This window comes from Agarivorans sp. TSD2052, assembly GCF_023238625.1.
In the GTDB taxonomy this organism is placed as follows: domain Bacteria; phylum Pseudomonadota; class Gammaproteobacteria; order Enterobacterales; family Celerinatantimonadaceae; genus Agarivorans.
Window position 1 is genome coordinate 477,874 of sequence record NZ_CP096670.1, and the last position, 18,154, is coordinate 496,027.

The 18,154-nt window shown below is 44.8% G+C and carries 19 protein-coding genes and 5 tRNA genes; all 24 read left to right on the forward strand.

Annotation, left to right across the window (positions count from 1 at the left end; all coding sequences use genetic code 11):
• Positions 1-11 precede the first annotated feature (11 nt).
• The 24 genes from rplB (at position 12) to rpoB (ending at position 18,140) form a co-directional block, all read left to right on the forward strand.
• A complete protein-coding gene (gene rplB, locus M0C34_RS02230) occupies positions 12-842 on the forward strand; it encodes a 50S ribosomal protein L2 (protein ID WP_163134086.1) in 831 nt (276 codons plus the stop codon).
• Between the two features lie 11 nt (positions 843-853).
• Positions 854-1,132 carry a 30S ribosomal protein S19 gene (gene rpsS / locus M0C34_RS02235; RefSeq protein ID WP_026959667.1) on the forward strand — a complete coding sequence of 93 codons (279 nt, stop codon included), beginning with the start codon at positions 854-856 and terminating at the stop codon, positions 1,130-1,132.
• Between the two features lie 9 nt (positions 1,133-1,141).
• Positions 1,142-1,474, forward strand: coding sequence for a 50S ribosomal protein L22 (rplV, locus tag M0C34_RS02240; RefSeq protein WP_248715580.1), 333 nt, complete (start codon positions 1,142-1,144; stop codon positions 1,472-1,474).
• Between the two features lie 10 nt (positions 1,475-1,484).
• A complete protein-coding gene (gene rpsC, locus M0C34_RS02245; protein WP_248714043.1) occupies positions 1,485-2,183 on the forward strand; it encodes a 30S ribosomal protein S3 in 699 nt (232 codons plus the stop codon).
• Between the two features lie 11 nt (positions 2,184-2,194).
• Positions 2,195-2,605 carry a 50S ribosomal protein L16 gene (gene rplP / locus M0C34_RS02250; RefSeq protein ID WP_248714044.1) on the forward strand — a complete coding sequence of 137 codons (411 nt, stop codon included), beginning with the start codon at positions 2,195-2,197 and terminating at the stop codon, positions 2,603-2,605.
• Positions 2,605-2,796, forward strand: a complete 192-nt coding sequence (gene rpmC / locus M0C34_RS02255; protein WP_163134083.1) for a 50S ribosomal protein L29 — start codon at positions 2,605-2,607, stop codon at positions 2,794-2,796. The genes rplP and rpmC overlap by 1 nt, the downstream gene beginning before the upstream one ends.
• Positions 2,796-3,041: a 30S ribosomal protein S17 gene (gene rpsQ / locus M0C34_RS02260; RefSeq protein ID WP_248714045.1), complete on the forward strand. Its 246-nt coding sequence runs from the start codon at positions 2,796-2,798 to the stop codon at positions 3,039-3,041. Before rpmC ends, rpsQ begins: the two co-directional genes overlap by 1 nt.
• A gap of 203 nt (positions 3,042-3,244) precedes the next feature.
• Entirely contained in the window at positions 3,245-5,428 is a 2,184-nt protein-coding gene (locus M0C34_RS02265) for a GumC family protein (RefSeq protein ID WP_248714046.1), read from the forward strand.
• A 69-nt stretch (positions 5,429-5,497) separates the two neighbouring features.
• Positions 5,498-6,451 carry a type I pantothenate kinase gene (gene coaA / locus M0C34_RS02270; protein WP_248714047.1) on the forward strand — a complete coding sequence of 318 codons (954 nt, stop codon included), beginning with the start codon at positions 5,498-5,500 and terminating at the stop codon, positions 6,449-6,451.
• Entirely contained in the window at positions 6,448-7,509 is a 1,062-nt protein-coding gene (gene murB / locus M0C34_RS02275) for a UDP-N-acetylmuramate dehydrogenase (protein WP_248714048.1), read from the forward strand. Before coaA ends, murB begins: the two co-directional genes overlap by 4 nt.
• Complete coding sequence (gene birA, locus M0C34_RS02280; RefSeq protein WP_248714049.1) at positions 7,502-8,464, forward strand: bifunctional biotin--[acetyl-CoA-carboxylase] ligase/biotin operon repressor BirA; 963 nt, start codon at positions 7,502-7,504, stop codon at positions 8,462-8,464. Before murB ends, birA begins: the two co-directional genes overlap by 8 nt.
• A 111-nt stretch (positions 8,465-8,575) precedes the next feature.
• Positions 8,576-8,651 (forward strand) — tRNA-Thr (locus tag M0C34_RS02285).
• A gap of 40 nt (positions 8,652-8,691) precedes the next feature.
• Positions 8,692-8,775, forward strand: a tRNA-Tyr gene (locus M0C34_RS02290).
• 38 nt (positions 8,776-8,813) lie between these two features.
• Positions 8,814-8,888 (forward strand) — tRNA-Gly (locus M0C34_RS02295).
• Between the two features lie 2 nt (positions 8,889-8,890).
• Positions 8,891-8,966, forward strand: a tRNA-Thr gene (locus tag M0C34_RS02300).
• A 91-nt stretch (positions 8,967-9,057) separates the two neighbouring features.
• The gene (gene tuf / locus M0C34_RS02305) at positions 9,058-10,242 is read left to right on the forward strand and encodes an elongation factor Tu (RefSeq protein WP_248714050.1); all 1,185 of its coding nucleotides are present in this window, start codon (positions 9,058-9,060) and stop codon (positions 10,240-10,242) included.
• 174 nt (positions 10,243-10,416) lie between these two features.
• A tRNA-Trp gene (locus M0C34_RS02310) sits at positions 10,417-10,492 on the forward strand.
• 51 nt (positions 10,493-10,543) lie between these two features.
• On the forward strand, positions 10,544-10,921 hold the full coding sequence (gene secE, locus M0C34_RS02315; RefSeq protein ID WP_248714051.1) for a preprotein translocase subunit SecE: 378 nt from the start codon (positions 10,544-10,546) through the stop codon (positions 10,919-10,921).
• Positions 10,921-11,466 (forward strand): transcription termination/antitermination protein NusG, encoded by a 546-nt coding sequence (gene nusG, locus M0C34_RS02320; RefSeq protein WP_248714052.1) that lies wholly within the window; start codon positions 10,921-10,923, stop codon positions 11,464-11,466. Before secE ends, nusG begins: the two co-directional genes overlap by 1 nt.
• 123 nt (positions 11,467-11,589) lie before the next feature.
• Positions 11,590-12,018, forward strand: coding sequence for a 50S ribosomal protein L11 (rplK, locus tag M0C34_RS02325; RefSeq protein ID WP_248714053.1), 429 nt, complete (start codon positions 11,590-11,592; stop codon positions 12,016-12,018).
• A gap of 4 nt (positions 12,019-12,022) precedes the next feature.
• Positions 12,023-12,724 (forward strand): 50S ribosomal protein L1, encoded by a 702-nt coding sequence (gene rplA / locus M0C34_RS02330; protein ID WP_248714054.1) that lies wholly within the window; start codon positions 12,023-12,025, stop codon positions 12,722-12,724.
• Positions 12,725-12,964: 240 nt separating this feature from the next.
• A complete protein-coding gene (gene rplJ, locus M0C34_RS02335) occupies positions 12,965-13,459 on the forward strand; it encodes a 50S ribosomal protein L10 (protein ID WP_248714055.1) in 495 nt (164 codons plus the stop codon).
• 54 nt (positions 13,460-13,513) lie between these two features.
• Positions 13,514-13,879: a 50S ribosomal protein L7/L12 gene (rplL, locus tag M0C34_RS02340; protein WP_248714056.1), complete on the forward strand. Its 366-nt coding sequence runs from the start codon at positions 13,514-13,516 to the stop codon at positions 13,877-13,879.
• A 226-nt stretch (positions 13,880-14,105) separates the two neighbouring features.
• Complete coding sequence (gene rpoB, locus M0C34_RS02345; protein ID WP_248714057.1) at positions 14,106-18,140, forward strand: DNA-directed RNA polymerase subunit beta; 4,035 nt, start codon at positions 14,106-14,108, stop codon at positions 18,138-18,140.
• The last annotated feature ends 14 nt before the right edge of the window (positions 18,141-18,154 follow it).

Sequence of the window (18,154 nt, forward strand, 5' to 3'; positions counted from 1 at the left end):
AGTATTCTTAAATGGCTATTGTAAAATGTAAGCCTACATCTGCTGGTCGTCGCCACGTTGTTAAAGTGGTTAATACTGACCTGCACAAAGGCAAGCCTTACGCTCCTTTGTTGGAAAGTAAGTCGAAATCTGGTGGTCGTAACAACCGCGGTGTAATTACCGTGCGTCATATCGGTGGTGGTCATAAGCAACACTACCGTTTGATTGACTTCAAACGAAATGATAAAGATGGCATTCCTGCGAAAGTAGAACGTCTTGAATATGATCCAAACCGCAGTGCTCACATTGCTTTGGTATTATTTGCAGATGGCGAACGCCGTTACATTTTGGCACCAAAAGGTGTTAAAGCAGGTGCAGCTATTGCTTCTGGTGTTGATGCACCAATTGAAGCAGGTAACTGTCTACCAATGCGTAACATGCCAGTAGGTTCTACTGTTCACGCGATTGAAATGAAGCCTGGTAAAGGTGCCCAAATGGCACGTTCAGCTGGTGCTTATGCTCAAATCGTTGCGCGTGATGGTGCATACGTAACTCTACGTCTACGTAGTGGTGAAATGCGTAAGATATTATCTGATTGTCGCGCTACTTTAGGCGAAGTGGGTAATGGCGAGCATATGCTACGTAAACTTGGTAAAGCTGGTGCAACGCGCTGGCGTGGTGTTCGTCCTACCGTTCGCGGTGTGGTAATGAACCCGGTTGATCACCCACACGGTGGTGGTGAAGGTCGTACATCTGGTGGCCGTCATCCAGTTACTCCATGGGGTGTTCCTACCAAAGGTTACAAAACTCGTAAAAATAAGAGTACGGATCAATATATCGTACGCCGTCGTTCTAAGAAATAAGGGGAATCGCCATGCCACGTTCTCTCAAGAAGGGTCCATTCATTGACCTACACTTGTTGAAGAAGGTAGAGAAAGCGGTGGAAAGCGGGGACAAGAAACCATTGAAAACTTGGTCTCGTCGCTCAATGATCATTCCACAAATGATCGGTTTGACCATCGCTGTCCATAATGGTCGTCAGCACGTTCCAGTATTTGTTACCGATGAAATGATCGGTCATAAACTGGGTGAATTCGCGCCAACTCGTACTTATCGCGGCCATGCTGCTGATAAGAAAGCGAAGAAGAAGTAGGAGTAGATGATGGAAGCTTTAGCTAAACACCGTTTTGCTCGTGGTTCTGCGCAGAAAGCTCGCCTGGTTGCAGATCAAGTACGTGGTCTACCAGTTGAAAAAGCGCTTGTTACGTTGCAATTTAGCACTAAGAAAGCAGCTGGACTTGTTAAAAAAGTTCTAGAATCTGCTATCGCCAATGCTGAGCACAACGAAGGTGCTGATATCGACGAGTTAAGAGTTGCCAAAATCTTTGTTGATGATGGTCCAACTTTAAAGCGTATTCGTCCTCGTGCGAAAGGCCGAGCCGACCGTATTATCAAGCGTACCAGCCACATTACTGTGGTTGTATCTGATAACTAGGAGATAAGCAATGGGTCAGAAAGTACATCCTAATGGTATTCGCCTAGGTATCGTCAAACCATGGAATTCAACCTGGTATGCAGATAAAAGCGAATACGCAGACAACCTTTTCAGCGACCACAAAGTACGTCAGTTCTTAACTAAAGAATTGAAAAGTGCTTCAGTGTCTCGCATTACCATCGAACGCCCTGCAAAGAGCATCCGTGTGACTATTCACACTGCTCGTCCAGGTGTTGTTATTGGTAAAAAAGGCGAAGATGTTGAAAAACTTCGCAAGAACGTAGCTAAATTAGCTGGCGTACCTGCGCAAATCAACATCTCTGAAGTTCGTAAGCCAGAGTTAGACGCTAAATTAGTAGCCGATTCTATCTCTAGCCAACTAGAACGCCGTGTTATGTTCCGTCGCGCTATGAAGCGTGCCGTGCAAAATGCAATGCGTCTAGGCGCTAAAGGTATCAAGGTTCAAGTTAGTGGTCGTTTAGGCGGAGCAGAAATTGCTCGTGCTGAATGGTATCGTGAAGGTCGTGTGCCACTGCACACACTTCGTGCTGATATTGATTACTCAACTTCAGAAGCGTTGACTACCTACGGTATCATCGGCGTTAAAGTTTGGATCTTTAAAGGTGAAGTTCTTGGCGGAATGCCAGTGGCTGCAGCTCCTGAAGCTCCTTCTAAGCCGAAGCGCGGTAACAAGCGCAACGCTAAATAGGAGAACTGGGAATGTTACAACCAAAACGAACTAAATTCCGTAAGCAATTTACAGGTCGTAACCGTGGTCTAGGCAAAGGACAAGAAGTGTCTTTTGGTGACTTCGGTTTGAAAGCGACTGGCCGTGGCCGTCTAACTGCTCGTCAAATCGAAGCAGCGCGTCGTGCTATGACTCGTCACATTAAACGTCAAGGTAAAATCTGGATCCGTGTATTCCCAGACAAGCCTATTACCAAAAAGCCACTCGAAGTTCGAATGGGTAAAGGTAAAGGTAACGTAGAATACTGGGTAGCCCAAATTCAGCCAGGCAAAGTCCTGTATGAAATGGACGGCGTAGCAGAAACACTTGCTCGCGAAGCTTTCGAGCTTGCAGCGCGTAAGTTACCTATTAGCACTACTTTTGTAACGCGGACGGTGATGTGATGTTAGCTAACGAACTTAAAGATAAAAGTGTTGAAGAGCTTAAAGCTGAGCTACTTAACCTGCTTCGTGAGCAATTTAACTTGCGTATGCAAGCGAGTACTGGCCAATTGGCTCAAACACATTTGCTTAAAAACGTACGTCGCGATATCGCGCGTGTGAAAACTATTCTGAATCAGAAGGCAGGTGCGTAATGAGCGATATCCGTACATTGCAAGGTAAAGTAGTTAGCGACAAAATGGACAAGTCTATTGTTGTTGCTATTGAACGCCAGGTTAAACACCCAATCTATGGGAAATACACCAAGCGTACTACTAAGCTACATGCTCATGATGAAGCGAATGTTGCTGTTGAAGGCGACGTAGTTACCATCAAAGAGTGTGCTCCAATCTCTAAGACTAAGTCTTGGACTTTGGTAGACGTAGTAGTTAAAGCCTAAGCTTTAAACTATATAAAAGGCTCCTATTTAGGAGCCTTTTTTCGTTATAAACCTAACAATAGTAATGTTATTAGCTAGTTTTGCAGTATAAATCGATATTTCTGTCCTCAATTCCGTTATTTGCCAATTGCATGTCGCCAAACTAGCTGGCAGTATCATTTAGTTAGTTACCGTTTTTTATACTGGAAAAGTTGTTTAGGTTCATGGAAGAGCAGAAATCGTCACAAGCTAGGGAAAGTAAAGAGGTCGATCTTCGACAGCTTTTTATTACCTTGTGGCAAGCTAGGCTGAAAATAATTTTAGTGGTCATGGTGACGCTATTATTCAGTATGCTCTACGTTAAAGCGCTACCTTCTTTATTCCAAGCTTCGTCAAAGTTAATGATCGGATACAGCCAAGCTAAGATGGTGGCAGTAGAAGACGTATATAGCTTAGATACTCAGGCGGAAGCCTACTTTAATACCGAAATAGAAATTCTACGTTCAGAGCGGATCGCTCTAGCGGTTATTCAAAAGTTAGATTTACAACACCACCCCGAGTTTCTGCGTAATCCTATTTCTCCTTGGCGCTATTGGTGGCAAGTTGTCACACTCGGCTACAGTAGCCAATTCAGCCCTAGCCCCTCGTTGTCTGAAGCAAAATTACTCAAGGTGTTTAAAACGCGTTTGTCGGTGACCCCTTTACCTAAAAGCCGTTTAATTGAAATTAGCTTTAGAAGTTGGGACCGTTTATTAGCTCAGCAAGTCTCCAACGCTATCTCGGCGGCTTATATAGAGTATCACCGCAGCTCTAGCGAAGCGGCGACTGACCATACCATAGGCTGGCTGCTGCAAGAGCTAAACCGCTTGAAGTCGGCACTACAAAATTCAGAAGTCGAATTACAACTCTACCGAGAGCAAGAAAATTTAGTAGACCAAGAGGGCATACTGGGTCTAATCGGTAAAGAATTGCAACAGTTAACTAGTCAGCAGCTAGAAGCTCAGCGACAAAAAAGTGAAGCCAGTTCGCTGTGGTTTTTAGTTAAAAAAGCGGCTAAAGGTGATCTGGATAAACTGACTTCGTTGGGTGAAATCCAACGCGATCCCATGGTTCAAAGTATAAAGCGCCGACGCATTGAGTTAGAACTTGAATTAGCCGACTTAGCTAAACGCTATGGGCCTAAACACCCTAAGCGGGTATCTTTAGCTGGGGAAATTTCACGGGTAGAGTTAGAACTGCGTAGCCAAACTAATTTTATCATTTCCGGTATCGAAAAAAATTATCAGGCAGCCGTTGCGCGTGAAGCCGCCTTAGCAGATTCACTGCGATTAGCAAAAATTGAGTACCAAGACCTAAGCCGCAAGACTACGCGTTTTAACCAACTAACTCGTGAAATAGAAAGTAATGCCCGTTTATATAATACCTTTCTAGAGAAATTCAAAGAAGCAGAGGCGGCAGAAGGCTTTAACCGTGGTTATGCTCAAATGGTTGATAGTGCGCGCTTACCTGAAGCGCCGATAAAGCCGAAAAAAGCGATCATTGTCATTTTAGCAGGCATGCTAGCCAGCATTTTGAGCGTGGTGTTTGTGTTAATTAGGCAGGCTATGTCACGTACTTTCGCCACGGTGGACGAATTGGAAACCGCGTTGAACGTAGAAGTGATAGCCGAAGTCCCTAAAGTAAAAGTGCGCAGTAATAAGTGGTTACGACAAGGAGTCCATCCTTGGCTAGGTGAACCGCTGCGCTCGCTGCGGGCTCGCTTGCAAATGCGGCCCAACCGCGGTCAAGTTGTATTGTTCACTTCCGCCTTGGAAGGCGAGGGTAAAACCAGCTTAACCATCCAAACCGCTGCCGCCTGTAGTGACGTTGAAAAGGTGCTACTGATTGATGCTGATTTACGCAGAGCGTCGGTATCCACTTATTTGAATTACCCGCTTTCCCAACCGGGTCTAACCCATTTATTGTCACGCACTCACACTGTATCGCAGTGTATCCATCGAGATAACCAGTTGGGTTTTGATGTATTAACCGCTGGACTGATCGACCGCCATTCAACCTCTTTGTTGGCATCAAAGAAATTCAAGATGCTACTAAAGGGTTTGCGTCAGTATTACGATCGAATAGTCATCGAAACGGGTCCACTGATGCAGGTCAGTGATGCCGTAATGGTGGCTCCGTCAGTGGATGCCACCTTACTCGTGGTCCAGGCTGAACGTACCGATGGTAAGTCGATCGAGAATGCACTTAATAAGTTATCACGCATGGATATCGAAATTGCCGGAGTGGTGTTTAATAAGGTGGCTCGAAATCGTAGAGCTTATGACTACGATCTTCCTTCTGTTCATTTAGTGGAACGTGGTGCGACAGTGGTGCCACTGCATGATGATGTAATTCGCCGCCACGGTTAATGGGCGCTTTAAGGTGGAGTGTTTTACGCTTTTGGTATATGGTTGTGCCGCATTATATAGGAAGGGCCCATGCCAGCTATTCACAACACTACGCAGCCTGCTTTTAGTTACCTTGATTTCGAACGTGAAGCCTGGTCACATCTTCGCCAATCTGTTCCCCTGACCCTGACTGAATCTGATCTGGAAAGTATCCGTGGTATTAACGAAGCGTTATCGTTACCGCAAGTCTGTGATATCTACTTGCCCTTATCTCGTTTACTCAATCTGTATGTGAAAGCACGCCAGGATAGGCGTGAAGTGTTGGCTAACTTTCTGGGTACAGAAAAACATGTACCTTACATCATCGGTGTTTCAGGCAGTGTTGCTGGCGGTAAAAGCACCACTTCTCGGATCTTACAGGCTTTATTGCAGCGCTGGCCGGAGCATCCTAAAGTCGACATCGTTACGACGGATGGTTTCCTCTATCCCAATGAGGAGCTAGAGGCTAGGGGCTTGATGCAGCGTAAGGGCTTTCCTGAAAGTTACGATCAAAAAAGCTTAGTTGAATTCATCGCAGCTTTAAAAACCGGCGAAGCAAAAGTATCCGCGCCGGTGTATTCGCATCAATCTTATAATATTGTGAAAGATAAAAGTGTGGTCGTAGAGCAGCCCGATATTCTCATTTTGGAAGGGCTTAATGTGCTGCAGTCGGCAGGCGACTACCCAGGCCAGCAACGACAAGTATTTGTATCTGACTATTTAGATTTCTCGATTTTTGTCGACGCAGAACCAAGCTTATTAGAAAAGTGGTACGTTGAAAGGTTTATGAAACTTCGTTCTAGCGCATTTACAGACCCCAATAACTACTTCCACCACTATGCCAGCTTGGGTGAACAGCAATCTACTCATATCGCAACCGAAATTTGGAATAGTATTAACCATGTGAACCTGATTGAAAATATTCTTCCGACTCGTGAACGAGCGGATCTTATTTTGGAGAAGGGCAAAAATCACGAGGTAAGCAGAGTACGATTAAGAAAATGAAGTCAGCATTAAACATCCAACGACAAGTCAGTTTACGCAAATTTAATAGTTTTGGTTTAGACGCTAAAGCGACCTTTTTATTTGAACTCGATTCTCAGCAGCAATTACCCGCGTTGTTTCAATATATTCGCAGACACAAACTGAGCTGGTTAATCGTCGGTGGTGGCTCCAATTTGTTAATGCTGAGTGACTTTGATGGTTTGGTTATTGTTAATCGAATGATGGGCGTTACAGTCGATGATAGCGCTGAGCAAACGGTGTTAACCGTCAGCGCGGGCGAAAACTGGCATGAGCTAGTGAGTTGGACCGTAGATAATGGCTACAATGGTCTAGAAAATTTGGCGTTGATCCCTGGTACTGTAGGCGCGGCGCCAGTTCAGAATATTGGTGCTTATGGCTTGGAAATCGCTCGTTATTGTAGCGCGGTTACTTATTTTGATGTTGCTACAGGTCAGACGAAAAGGTTAACCGGACAGGCTTGTCAATTTTCTTACCGAGATAGTATCTTCAAACAAAGCTTAAAAGACCAAATTGTCATCTGCGAAGTAGAGCTTCGCTTACCAACATTGTGGGCACCGCTGATTGAATATAGCGGTTTGAATCAACTTCCCGCTAATGCCAGTGCTCGCCAAGTATTTGATAAGGTGTGTGAGCTTCGTGCCAGTAAGCTTCCTGACCCAGAAGTGCTCGGGAATGCTGGTAGTTTCTTTAAAAATCCTATTATCAATCAACAAAAATTGACGAGTTTGTTAGCGCTATATCCAGATCTTCCTTACTACTCCGCGGATGAAGGATTTAGCAAGGTAGCGGCCGGTTGGCTTATTGACTACCTTGGGTTGAAGGGATTTAGGGTCGGAGACGCCGCAGTGCATAAAGAGCAAGCTTTGGTATTGGTCAACCACGGTTTTGCCAGCGCAGCTGATTTAATAGCACTTTGTAAAGTGGTAAGGGCTAAAGTGTGGCAGGCTTTTGCAATAGTACTAGAGCCGGAAGTGAGGTTTATTGGCGCCATTGAAGAGGTTCCGCCAAGCAGTGTACTTGGGCAGCCGAATGAATGAAGATAAACCCTATCTGCTGATTAAAAGGCTCGCCGAGGGAGAGTTTTGTTCCGGTGAAATGCTGGCCAATTTGCTCGGAGTATCGAGAACAACGGTGGCTAGCTACATAAAGCAACTAGGCTTGCTAGGTTTAGACATTTTTAAAGTAAAAGGTAAAGGTTACCGGCTTTCAGAACCTCTGTCCTTGTTAGACCAAAACCTGATAAAACAAAGTTTACCCGACAACAATCCACTGGTTTTTAATAAGCTAGACTCCACCAATGCTTGGCTAATGCGACACTTGCATGATTTACAACATGGTCAATTAGTGCTGGCTGAATACCAATCCTTGGGGAGAGGGCGTCGCGGTCGCGATTGGCAAACCCCCTATGCTGGGCAGCTTTGCATGTCTCTACTTTGGCACCTTGAAGACGGTATTGAAGCCGCCATGGGCTTAAGTTTGGCGGTTGGTTTAGCGATTGTTGAAGCCCTGCAAGAATGCGGCTATCAGCAGCTGGGCTTAAAATGGCCTAACGATATCTATCAAAACGGCAAAAAACTGGGCGGAGTACTGATTGAGATTCAAGGCCATGCCAATAGCAAGCTTAGCTTAGTAGTGGGGCTTGGCATTAATGTTCGTGTAGCTAAATTGCATGCCGACAAAATTGACCAAAGCTTTAGCCAATTAGAATCAGAGCAGAGTCCAGCAGCAGATCGTAGCGCACTCAGTGTGGCGGTTGTACGTTCACTAAATACTATGTTTGAGGTTTTTCGTGAACAAGGCTTTGCGGGATTGCAGCAACGCTGGAATCAGTACGACGTTTTTTTCAATAAGCCGGTTTGCCTGCGATTTTCTGAACATAAGCTGGTATCTGGTGTGGCAAAGGGGGTCGACGCTAGCGGACAGCTCCTGTTGGAAAACGATGGGCTGGTAAGGACTTATATGGCAGGCGAAGTGTCACTTCGTGGCCAATAAATGTACCTAATGGCTGAATTTTGCGCGTTCACGCCTTTCCTGAAGTTTTTTTTGTATTTGGTTGTTGCATTTAATAAATGCATTACATAGAATGCGCAGCACTTAAGCGATGCCGATTTAGCTCAGTTGGTAGAGCAACTGACTTGTAATCAGTAGGTCGCCAGTTCGACTCCGGCAATCGGCACCATCTCTTAAGTAGGCTCACCCGTTATATTGGGTGATTGTGTGGGGGGGTTCCCGAGTGGCCAAAGGGAGCAGATTGTAAATCTGCCGCGAAAGCTTCGATGGTTCGAATCCGTCCCCCCCCACCATTATTTTTTGGTAGTAGGTCGTCTTCCAAAGGTTTGATGCGGGCATCGTATAATGGCTATTACCTCAGCCTTCCAAGCTGATGATGCGGGTTCGATTCCCGCTGCCCGCTCCAATGCTGATATAGCTCAGTTGGTAGAGCGCACCCTTGGTAAGGGTGAGGTCGGCAGTTCGAATCTGCCTATCAGCACCACTCCTTGTAAGTTTCCTATTACTTTTTACCGTTCGGTAAACGCAAACCAATGGTGCTTTTGTGCCAATGACCTTTATCCAGAGGAACTATTATGTCTAAAGAGAAATTTGAACGTAATAAACCGCATGTAAACGTTGGTACAATTGGCCACGTCGACCACGGTAAAACTACACTAACAGCAGCCATTACTAACGTACTTGCAAAAGTATACGGTGGTGAAGCTAAAGATTTCGCAGCTATCGACAACGCTCCAGAAGAGCGCGAGCGTGGTATCACTATTTCAACGTCTCACGTTGAATACGATACTCCTTCACGTCACTACGCACACGTAGATTGTCCAGGACACGCCGATTATGTTAAAAACATGATTACTGGTGCTGCTCAAATGGACGGTGCAATCTTAGTAGTAGCTTCTACAGATGGCCCAATGCCACAAACGCGTGAGCACATCCTGCTTTCTCGTCAGGTTGGCGTACCTTACATCATCGTGTTCATGAACAAATGTGACATGGTAGATGACGAAGAGTTACTAGAATTAGTAGAAATGGAAGTTCGTGAACTTCTATCTGAATACGAATTCCCAGGTGATGACATTCCAGTAATCCAAGGTTCAGCGCTTAAAGCCCTAGAAGGCGAAGAAGAGTGGGAAGCAAAAATCATTGAGCTTGCAGAAGCACTAGATTCTTACATCCCAGAGCCAGAGCGTGACATCGACAAGCCATTCCTACTACCAATTGAAGATGTATTCTCAATTTCAGGTCGTGGTACGGTAGTAACAGGTCGTGTAGAGCGTGGTATCGTTAAGGTTTCAGAAGAAATCGAAATCGTTGGTATTAAAGAAACGACTAAAACTACCTGTACAGGTGTTGAAATGTTCCGCAAGCTTCTTGACGAAGGTCGTGCTGGTGAGAACTGTGGTATTCTTTTACGTGGTACTAAGCGTGATGACGTACAACGTGGCCAAGTATTGGCGGCTCCTGGAACTATTACTCCACACACCAAGTTCGAAGCTGAAGTATACGTACTAAGCAAAGACGAAGGTGGCCGTCACACGCCATTCTTCAAAGGTTACCGTCCACAGTTCTACTTCCGTACAACTGACGTAACTGGTGCTGTAGAGCTTCCAGAAGGTGTTGAAATGGTAATGCCTGGCGACAACTTGAAATTTGTTGTAGAGCTAATTTGCCCAATCGCGATGGACGAAGGTTTACGCTTCGCAATCCGTGAAGGTGGCCGTACAGTAGGTGCGGGTGTTGTAGCTAAAATCTTCGAATAAGAAGTTAGCACAGCAGAAAAAAGGTCGCGTTAGCGGCCTTTTTTGTTTTCGGCACTGAGATCTCGTGAGCTTATTAGCAACTCGCTATCTTATTGCAGAATGAGGCACGTTTTTTCGACATCTAAGGGTTACAATCTTGAAACAAAGTGCCTATAATGTCGGGCTTCGTGCTATAGGGGTGTAGTTCCAATGGCAGAACGTCGGATTCCAAATCCGAATGTTGGGAGTTCGAATCTCTCCACCCCTGCCACTTCCCTTTAAAGGGATTTTTGATTTTGTGGGATTATTTGTAGGTTGTTTGATGAGTACCAGTACTGAAAACCAAAGTGGGTCGTTAGATGGCCTAAAATGGGCATTAGCTGCTCTAATTTTAATCGCCGCTGTGGTAGGTAACTACCTATACACAGATATGTCGGTATTAGTTCGTGTAATTGGCGTTGTGATCGCGATGATTGCTGCTTTAGGCATCGCTTCGCAAACTAATAAAGGCAAGCAAGCCTTCGAATTTGCTAAAGAATCGCGTATGGAAGTGCGTAAGGTTATCTGGCCAACTCGTCAAGAAGCCATTCAAACTACCATGATTGTATTAGCTGCTACTGCATTCATGTCGCTAATTTTATGGGGACTAGACGCCATATTAGTTCGTTTAGTTGCCTTTGTAACAGGGGTGAGTATCTAATGACTGAAGAGCGCAAATTACGTTGGTACGTAGTTCAAGCCTTTTCTGGCTATGAAGGTCGTGTATCTAAATCTCTTAAAGAATATATCCAGATCCATTCTATGGAAGACTCTTTCGGTGAGATTTTAGTTCCTACTGAAGAAGTAGTGGAAATGCGCGCAGGTCAAAAACGTAAAAGTGAGCGCAAATTCTTCCCTGGCTACGTATTGGTTCAAATGGACTTAAACGATGAGAGTTGGCACTTAGTGAAAAGTGTTCCTCGTGTGTTAGGTTTCATTGGTGGTACCGCAGAACGTCCAGCGCCTATTTCTGATAAAGAAGCTAAGGCTATCCTAGATCGTCTAGATGAGACCAGTGATAAGCCAAGACCAAAAACGTTATTCGAACCAGGCGAAGTGGTTCGGGTTACCGATGGCCCATTCGCCGACTTCAACGGTACTATCGAAGAAGTGGATTACGAAAAAAGCCGCGTAAAAGTCTCAGTGCTTATTTTTGGCCGCGCTACGCCAGTTGAATTGGAATTCGGCCAAATCGAGAAAGGCTGATAAAAAATAAACAATCAGTTGTATTTGGGGCAGCGGATCGACTATAATCCGCTGCCCTTTGTTCCATCGGGAAGCTGACCGTGTTATCGGAAGGCGCTAGAACCCAAATTAAGGTATATTAAAATGGCTAAAAAAGTCCAAGCTTACATTAAGCTTCAAGTTGCTGCGGGTGCCGCAAACCCGTCACCACCAGTTGGTCCTGCATTAGGTCAACACGGTGTAAACATCATGGAATTCTGTAAAGCGTTTAACGCCAAAACAGATTCAATTGAGAAAGGCGCTCCAGTACCAGTAGTAATTACTGTATATGCAGATCGCTCATTCACTTTTGAAACAAAAACTCCACCTGCTTCATACTTGCTGAAAAAAGCGGCTGGTATTAAGTCTGGCTCTGGTGTTCCAAACAAGACTAAAGTTGGTACTGTTACTCGTGCACAACTTGAAGAAATTGCTAACACTAAAGCAGTCGATATGACTGGTGCAGACGTTGATGCAATGGTTCGTTCAATTGAAGGTTCTGCCCGTTCTATGGGCTTGGTTGTAGAGGGCTAATACGATGGCAAAACTTTCTAAGCGCATGCGTGCGATCAACGAAAAAGTTGATTCAACAAAAGATTATTCAGTAACCGAAGCTGTTGAGCTATTAAAAGAACTTGCTTCTGCAAAGTTTTTAGAAAGCGTTGATGCTTCTGTTAATTTAGGTGTAGATCCTCGTAAATCAGACCAAAACGTTCGTGGCGCAACTGTGCTACCACACGGTACTGGTCGTAACGTTCGCGTTGCAGTATTTACTCAAGGTGCAAACGCTGAAGCTGCTACAGAAGCCGGTGCCGACATTGTTGGTATGGACGACTTAGCTGCTAAAGTTAAAGCTGGTGAGATGGACTTCGACGTAGTTATTGCTTCTCCAGATGCAATGCGCGTTGTAGGTCAACTAGGTCAAATCCTAGGTCCTCGCGGTTTGATGCCTAACCCTAAAGTGGGTACGGTTACACCAAACGTTGCTGATGCAGTTAAATTAGCAAAAGCGGGTCAGATTCGTTACCGCAACGACAAAAACGGCATTATCCATACTACTATTGGTAAAGCTGATTTTGATGCAGACAAGCTTAAAGAAAACTTGGAAGCGTTGGTTGTAGCTCTTAAAAAAGCTAAACCTGCTCAATCTAAAGGTCAATTCATCAAGAAAGTTAGCCTATCTACCACTATGGGTGCAGGCTTATCTATTGATGTTGCGTCATTAGAAACCCAAGTATAATTATTTACAACGCGTGAAATTTGTACTAAAATTTCGCGCTTTGTAATTATGGGTCAGGGCTTATGCCCTCATCCAAGACCGTAGGTGCTTAACCGCTTAATTTCCTACGTAGATGGTGAGGAAACCCAAGAATAAATTTTTTATTCTGGAACACCAAACCGTAAAGGCCTCTAAATCCTAGTGAATTAGAGGGAAGTAAACACCAGATTTATCTGGTATTGGAATCCAGGAGTAAAGCCAATGGCCTTAAGACTCGAAGACAAGAAGCAAATTGTCGCTGACGTCAACGAAGCTGCCAAAGGTGCACTTTCTGCAGTAGTTGCTGATTCACGCGGCGTAACTGTAGATGCGATGACTTCACTTCGTGCGAAAGCACGTGAAGCTGGCGTATCTATGCAAGTGGTACGTAATACCCTTGCTCGTCGTGCAGTAGCTGGCACAGACCTAGAATGTCTTACTGAGTCATTCAGCGGTCCTACTTTGATTGCCTTCTCTAATGAGCACCCCGGTGCTGCAGCGCGTCTGTTAACAGATTTCGCTAAAGAGCAAGAAAAATTCGAAGTACGTGCAGCAGCATATGAAGGTGCATTAGCAGACGTAAACGTTCTTGCAAAACTACCAACTTACGACGAAGCAATTGCCAAGTTAATGGCAACTATGAAAGAAGCTTCTGCTGGCAAGCTGGTACGCACTCTGGCCGCACTACGCGACCAAAAAGAGTCAGAAGCAGCATAATTTGCTTGTTGCTACATTATTTTATAAATTTAATTGAATTTAGGAATTTGAGTCATGTCTATCACTAAAGACCAAATTATCGAAGCTGTTGCTGAAATGTCAGTAATGGACGTTGTTGAACTAATCGAAGCTATGGAAGAGAAGTTCGGCGTATCTGCTGCTGCAGCTGTTGCTGTTGCTGGTGACGCTGGTGCTGCTGCTGAAGAGCAATCAGAATTCGACGTAATCTTAACTGCTGCTGGCGCTAACAAAGTATCAGCTATTAAAGCGGTACGTGCTGCTACAGGTCTTGGCCTGAAAGAAGCTAAAGGTTTAGTTGATTCAGTTCCTGCTGCTGTTAAAGAAGCAGTATCTAAAGAAGAAGCTGAAACGCTTAAAGCTGCTCTTGAAGAAGCTGGTGCTTCTGTTGAGCTTAAGTAATCTACCTATAAGTAGATTGCAGCCTTTATAGGCTATGGCTGGTGGTTATTTAACCACCGGCCTTTTTGCGCTGTAGGACGTCGTCTTTTTTATCACCGTTTTAGATGGTGCGTCTAGCAAAAAACTTTAGGTGCAATACACTTAAAGACACTGACAAACGGTACGTAAGAACTGTCCCAGATTTTGAGGACAGAGTGGGTCACTTATCAGCGAGCTGAGGAACCATATGGTTTACTCTTATACAGAGAAAAAACGCATTCGTAAGGACTTTGGAAAACGTCCTCAAGTAGTGGACACGCCTTACCTGCTTTCAATACAGCTTGATTCCTTTGAGAAATTCATCGAAATCGATCCTGAAGGCGAGTATGGGCTGGAAGCTGCATTCCGCAGTGTATTCCCGATTGCCAGTTATTCAGGATATTCAGAGCTACAATATGTTAGCTATCGTCTTGGCGAGCCGGTTTTTGACGTTAAAGAATGTCAAATTCGTGGAGTCACCTACTCTGCTCCCTTACGCGTTAAATTGCGTTTAGTGTTGTTTGATCGTGAAGCTCCGGCTGGCACGGTTAAAGACATAAAAGAGCAAGAAGTTTATATGGGCGAAATCCCATTGATGACAGGTAACGGTACGTTCGTAATTAATGGTACTGAGCGTGTTATTGTATCTCAATTACACCGTAGCCCAGGTGTGTTCTACGATCACGATCGTGGTAAAACACACTCATCTGGCAAGGTGTTATACAATGCACGTGTTATTCCTTACCGTGGTTCGTGGTTAGATTTCGAATTCGATCCTAAAGATAACCTGTTTGTACGTATTGACCGTCGTCGTAAGCTGCCCGCTTCGATCATGTTGCGCGCGTTAGAAATGACTACGCAAGAGATCTTGGCTACTTTCTTCGATACTACCTCTTTCGAATTGAAAGATGGCAAAGTAATGATGGAGTTGGTACCTGCACGTTTACGTGGTGATACTGTTTCTTTCGACGTTAAATTAGACGGCGAAGTATTAATTGAAACAGGTCGACGTGTAACTGCTCGCCATATTCGTCAGTTAGAAAAATCAGGCATTACTCAAATTGAAGTGCCAGTTGAGTATCTAGCAGACAAAGTATTGGCTGAAGAGTACGTTGACGAAACTACCGGTGAAGTGATCGCTGAGGCCAACAGTGAGCTCAATTTAGAGCTAATTGCTGCCTTGTCACTAGCGGGTCATACGGTACTTAAAACAATTTACACTAACGACCTAGACCAAGGTTCTTTCATCTCGGATACTTTACGTGTTGATTCTTCAACTAATCGCCTAGAAGCGCTAGTTGAAATCTACCGTATGATGCGTCCTGGTGAGCCACCAACAAAAGACGCAGCAGAAGCATTATTTGAGAACTTGTTCTTTAATGGTGATCGCTATGACTTATCAACTGTTGGTCGTATGAAGTTCAACAGTCGTGTTGGTCGCGAAGATGGCAGTGTTGCTGGCGTACTTGATAAAGATGACATCATCAAAGTGATGCAAATGCTTATCGAGATCCGCAACGGTCGTGGTGAAGTCGATGATATCGATCACCTAGGTAACCGACGCATTCGTAGTGTTGGCGAGATGGCTGAAAACCAATTCCGTGTAGGTTTAGTTCGTGTTGAACGCGCAGTTAAAGAGCGTTTAAGCCTTGGTGACCTTGATGCCTTGATGCCACAAGACCTTATTAACGCTAAGCCTATCTCGGCTGCGGTTAAAGAGTTCTTTGGTTCAAGTCAATTGTCTCAATTCATGGATCAAAACAACCCGCTTTCTGAAGTTACACACAAACGTCGTGTATCTGCATTAGGTCCTGGTGGTTTGACGCGTGAACGTGCCGGCTTTGAAGTTCGAGATGTACACCAAACTCACTACGGTCGTTTATGTCCTATTGAAACACCGGAAGGTCCAAACATTGGTTTGATTAACTCATTGGCGGTTTATTCTCGCACTAATGAGTTTGGCTTCTTAGAAACTCCTTACCGTAAAGTGATTAACGGTGTTATCACTGACGAAGTTGATTACTTATCGGCTATTGATGAAGGTACTTACGTAATCGCCCAGGCGAATGCTGAGACTGACGCTGACGGTAAACTGGTTGAAGCTGACCTTATTCCTTGTCGCCACAAAGGCGAATCAACCTACATGCCTACTGATCAAATTCAGTACATGGATGTATCACCGCAGCAGATTATTTCTGTGGCGGCGTCGTTAATTCCATTCTTGGAACACGATGATGCTAACCGTGCATTGATGGGTTCTAACATGCAACGTCAGGCTGTTCCTACTTTACGTGCTGATAAGCCCTTAGTAGGTACCGGTATTGAGCGTGCTGTTGCCGTTGATTCTGGTGTTACTGTTGTGTCTAAACGTGGCGGTATGGTTGACTACGCAGATGCAAGCCGCATCGTAGTTAAAGTAAATGACGATGAGATGCTTCCTGGCGAAGCGGGTATCGACATATACACCTTAACCAAGTACACCCGTTCTAACCAAAACACCTGTATTAACCAACGTCCAGTGGTTAAAGCAGGCGAACCAGTTTCTAAAGGTGACGTATTGGCTGACGGCCCATCAACTGACTTAGGTGAGTTGGCGTTAGGTCAAAACATGCGCGTAGCCTTTATGCCTTGGAATGGTTACAACTTCGAGGATTCAATTGGTATCTCTGAGAACGTAGTTAAAGAAGATCGCTTTACTACGATTCACATTCAAGAACTGAGCTGTATCGCACGTGATACTAAGCTAGGTACTGAAGAAATCTCAGCGGATATTCCAAACGTAGGTGAATCAGCACTAAGCAAGCTTGATGAGTCAGGTATTGTTTACGTTGGTGCTGAAGTTAAGCCTGGCGATATCCTTGTAGGTAAGGTGACGCCTAAGGGTGAAACACAGTTAACGCCTGAGGAGAAACTTTTACGAGCTATCTTCGGTGAGAAAGCGTCGGATGTTAAAGATACATCCCTACGAGTACCTAATTCAGTATTTGGTACAGTGATAGACGTTCAAGTCTTTACTCGCGATGGCGTAGAAAAAGACAAGCGCGCTCAAGAAATTGAGACCATGCAGCTTAAAGAAGCGAAAAAAGATTTAACCGAAGAATTCAAGATTCTTGAAGAAGGTATCTTTGCTCGTGCTAAATCAGTATTGATTGCAGCCGGTAAGTTAGAGTCTGACTTAGACCGCATGCCGAAAGCTGATTGGCTAGAAGCCGCATTAAGCGATGAAGGTGCGCAAACTCAGTTGGAACAGATTGCTGAGCAATACGACGAAATCAAAGCTGAATTTGATAAACAGTTCGACATTAAGCGTCGCAAGATCACCCAAGGTGATGACTTGGCGCCTGGTGTACTAAAAATTGTTAAAGTTTACTTAGCGGTTAAACGTCGCATTCAACCTGGTGACAAGATGGCCGGTCGTCACGGTAACAAAGGTGTTATTTCTACCATTGTTCCTCGTGAAGATATGCCTTATGACGAAACGGGTCGCCCAGTAGATATCTGCTTGAACCCACTAGGTGTACCATCGCGGATGAACATCGGTCAGGTCCTAGAAACCCACTTAGGCTTAGCGGCTAAAGGTGTGGGTGAGAAAATTGATGAAATGCTGAAAGTTCAGCGTGAAATCGAAATGGACAAACTGCGTGACTTTATCCAAAAAGTATACAACGTAGGTGATGATAAGCTTAAAGTTGACGTTGCTAGCTTCACTGATGAAGAAGTAATGACACTGGCTAAAAACCTTCGTGGCGGTGTGCCAATGGCTACACCGGCTTTTGATGGTGCAAAAGAAGCCGAAATTAAGGAGCTATTACGTTTAGCCGATTTACCTGAATCAGGACAAATCGTGTTATGTGATGGCCGTACCGGTCAAGAATTTGAGCGCCCTGTAACCGTTGGTTACATGTACATGTTGAAACTTAACCACTTGGTTGATGACAAGATGCACGCGCGTTCTACCGGTTCTTATAGTTTGGTTACTCAGCAGCCGCTTGGTGGTAAAGCACAATTCGGTGGCCAGCGCTTCGGTGAGATGGAAGTGTGGGCACTGGAAGCATACGGTGCAGCTTACACCTTGCAGGAAATGCTAACGGTTAAATCTGATGACGTTAACGGTCGTACTAAAATGTACAAAAATATCGTTGATGGTAACCACCAGATGGAGCCAGGCATGCCTGAGTCGTTCAACGTGTTGCTTAAAGAGATCCGCTCTCTTGGTATCAACATTGAGTTGGACGAGCTGTAAGCACAGGACTTCAC

Bases quoted from the DNA above. Each gene is read 5' to 3' on its own strand.
- nusG (WP_248714052.1), top strand. From the start codon at position 10,921: ATGACTGAAGAGCGCAAATTACGTTGGTACGTAGTTCAAGCCTTTTCT.
- rplA (WP_248714054.1), top strand. From the start codon at position 12,023: ATGGCAAAACTTTCTAAGCGCATGCGTGCGATCAACGAAAAAGTTGAT.
- birA (WP_248714049.1), top strand. From the start codon at position 7,502: ATGAATGAAGATAAACCCTATCTGCTGATTAAAAGGCTCGCCGAGGGA.
- rpsQ (WP_248714045.1), top strand. From the start codon at position 2,796: ATGAGCGATATCCGTACATTGCAAGGTAAAGTAGTTAGCGACAAAATG.
- M0C34_RS02265 (WP_248714046.1), top strand. From the start codon at position 3,245: ATGGAAGAGCAGAAATCGTCACAAGCTAGGGAAAGTAAAGAGGTCGAT.
- rpmC (WP_163134083.1), top strand. From the start codon at position 2,605: ATGTTAGCTAACGAACTTAAAGATAAAAGTGTTGAAGAGCTTAAAGCT.
- rplK (WP_248714053.1), top strand. From the start codon at position 11,590: ATGGCTAAAAAAGTCCAAGCTTACATTAAGCTTCAAGTTGCTGCGGGT.
- coaA (WP_248714047.1), top strand. From the start codon at position 5,498: ATGCCAGCTATTCACAACACTACGCAGCCTGCTTTTAGTTACCTTGAT.
- tuf (WP_248714050.1), top strand. From the start codon at position 9,058: ATGTCTAAAGAGAAATTTGAACGTAATAAACCGCATGTAAACGTTGGT.
- rplL (WP_248714056.1), top strand. From the start codon at position 13,514: ATGTCTATCACTAAAGACCAAATTATCGAAGCTGTTGCTGAAATGTCA.
- rplJ (WP_248714055.1), top strand. From the start codon at position 12,965: ATGGCCTTAAGACTCGAAGACAAGAAGCAAATTGTCGCTGACGTCAAC.
- rpsS (WP_026959667.1), top strand. From the start codon at position 854: ATGCCACGTTCTCTCAAGAAGGGTCCATTCATTGACCTACACTTGTTG.
- rplV (WP_248715580.1), top strand. From the start codon at position 1,142: ATGGAAGCTTTAGCTAAACACCGTTTTGCTCGTGGTTCTGCGCAGAAA.
- murB (WP_248714048.1), top strand. From the start codon at position 6,448: ATGAAGTCAGCATTAAACATCCAACGACAAGTCAGTTTACGCAAATTT.
- secE (WP_248714051.1), top strand. From the start codon at position 10,544: ATGAGTACCAGTACTGAAAACCAAAGTGGGTCGTTAGATGGCCTAAAA.
- rpsC (WP_248714043.1), top strand. From the start codon at position 1,485: ATGGGTCAGAAAGTACATCCTAATGGTATTCGCCTAGGTATCGTCAAA.
- rplB (WP_163134086.1), top strand. From the start codon at position 12: ATGGCTATTGTAAAATGTAAGCCTACATCTGCTGGTCGTCGCCACGTT.
- rplP (WP_248714044.1), top strand. From the start codon at position 2,195: ATGTTACAACCAAAACGAACTAAATTCCGTAAGCAATTTACAGGTCGT.
- rpoB (WP_248714057.1), top strand. From the start codon at position 14,106: ATGGTTTACTCTTATACAGAGAAAAAACGCATTCGTAAGGACTTTGGA.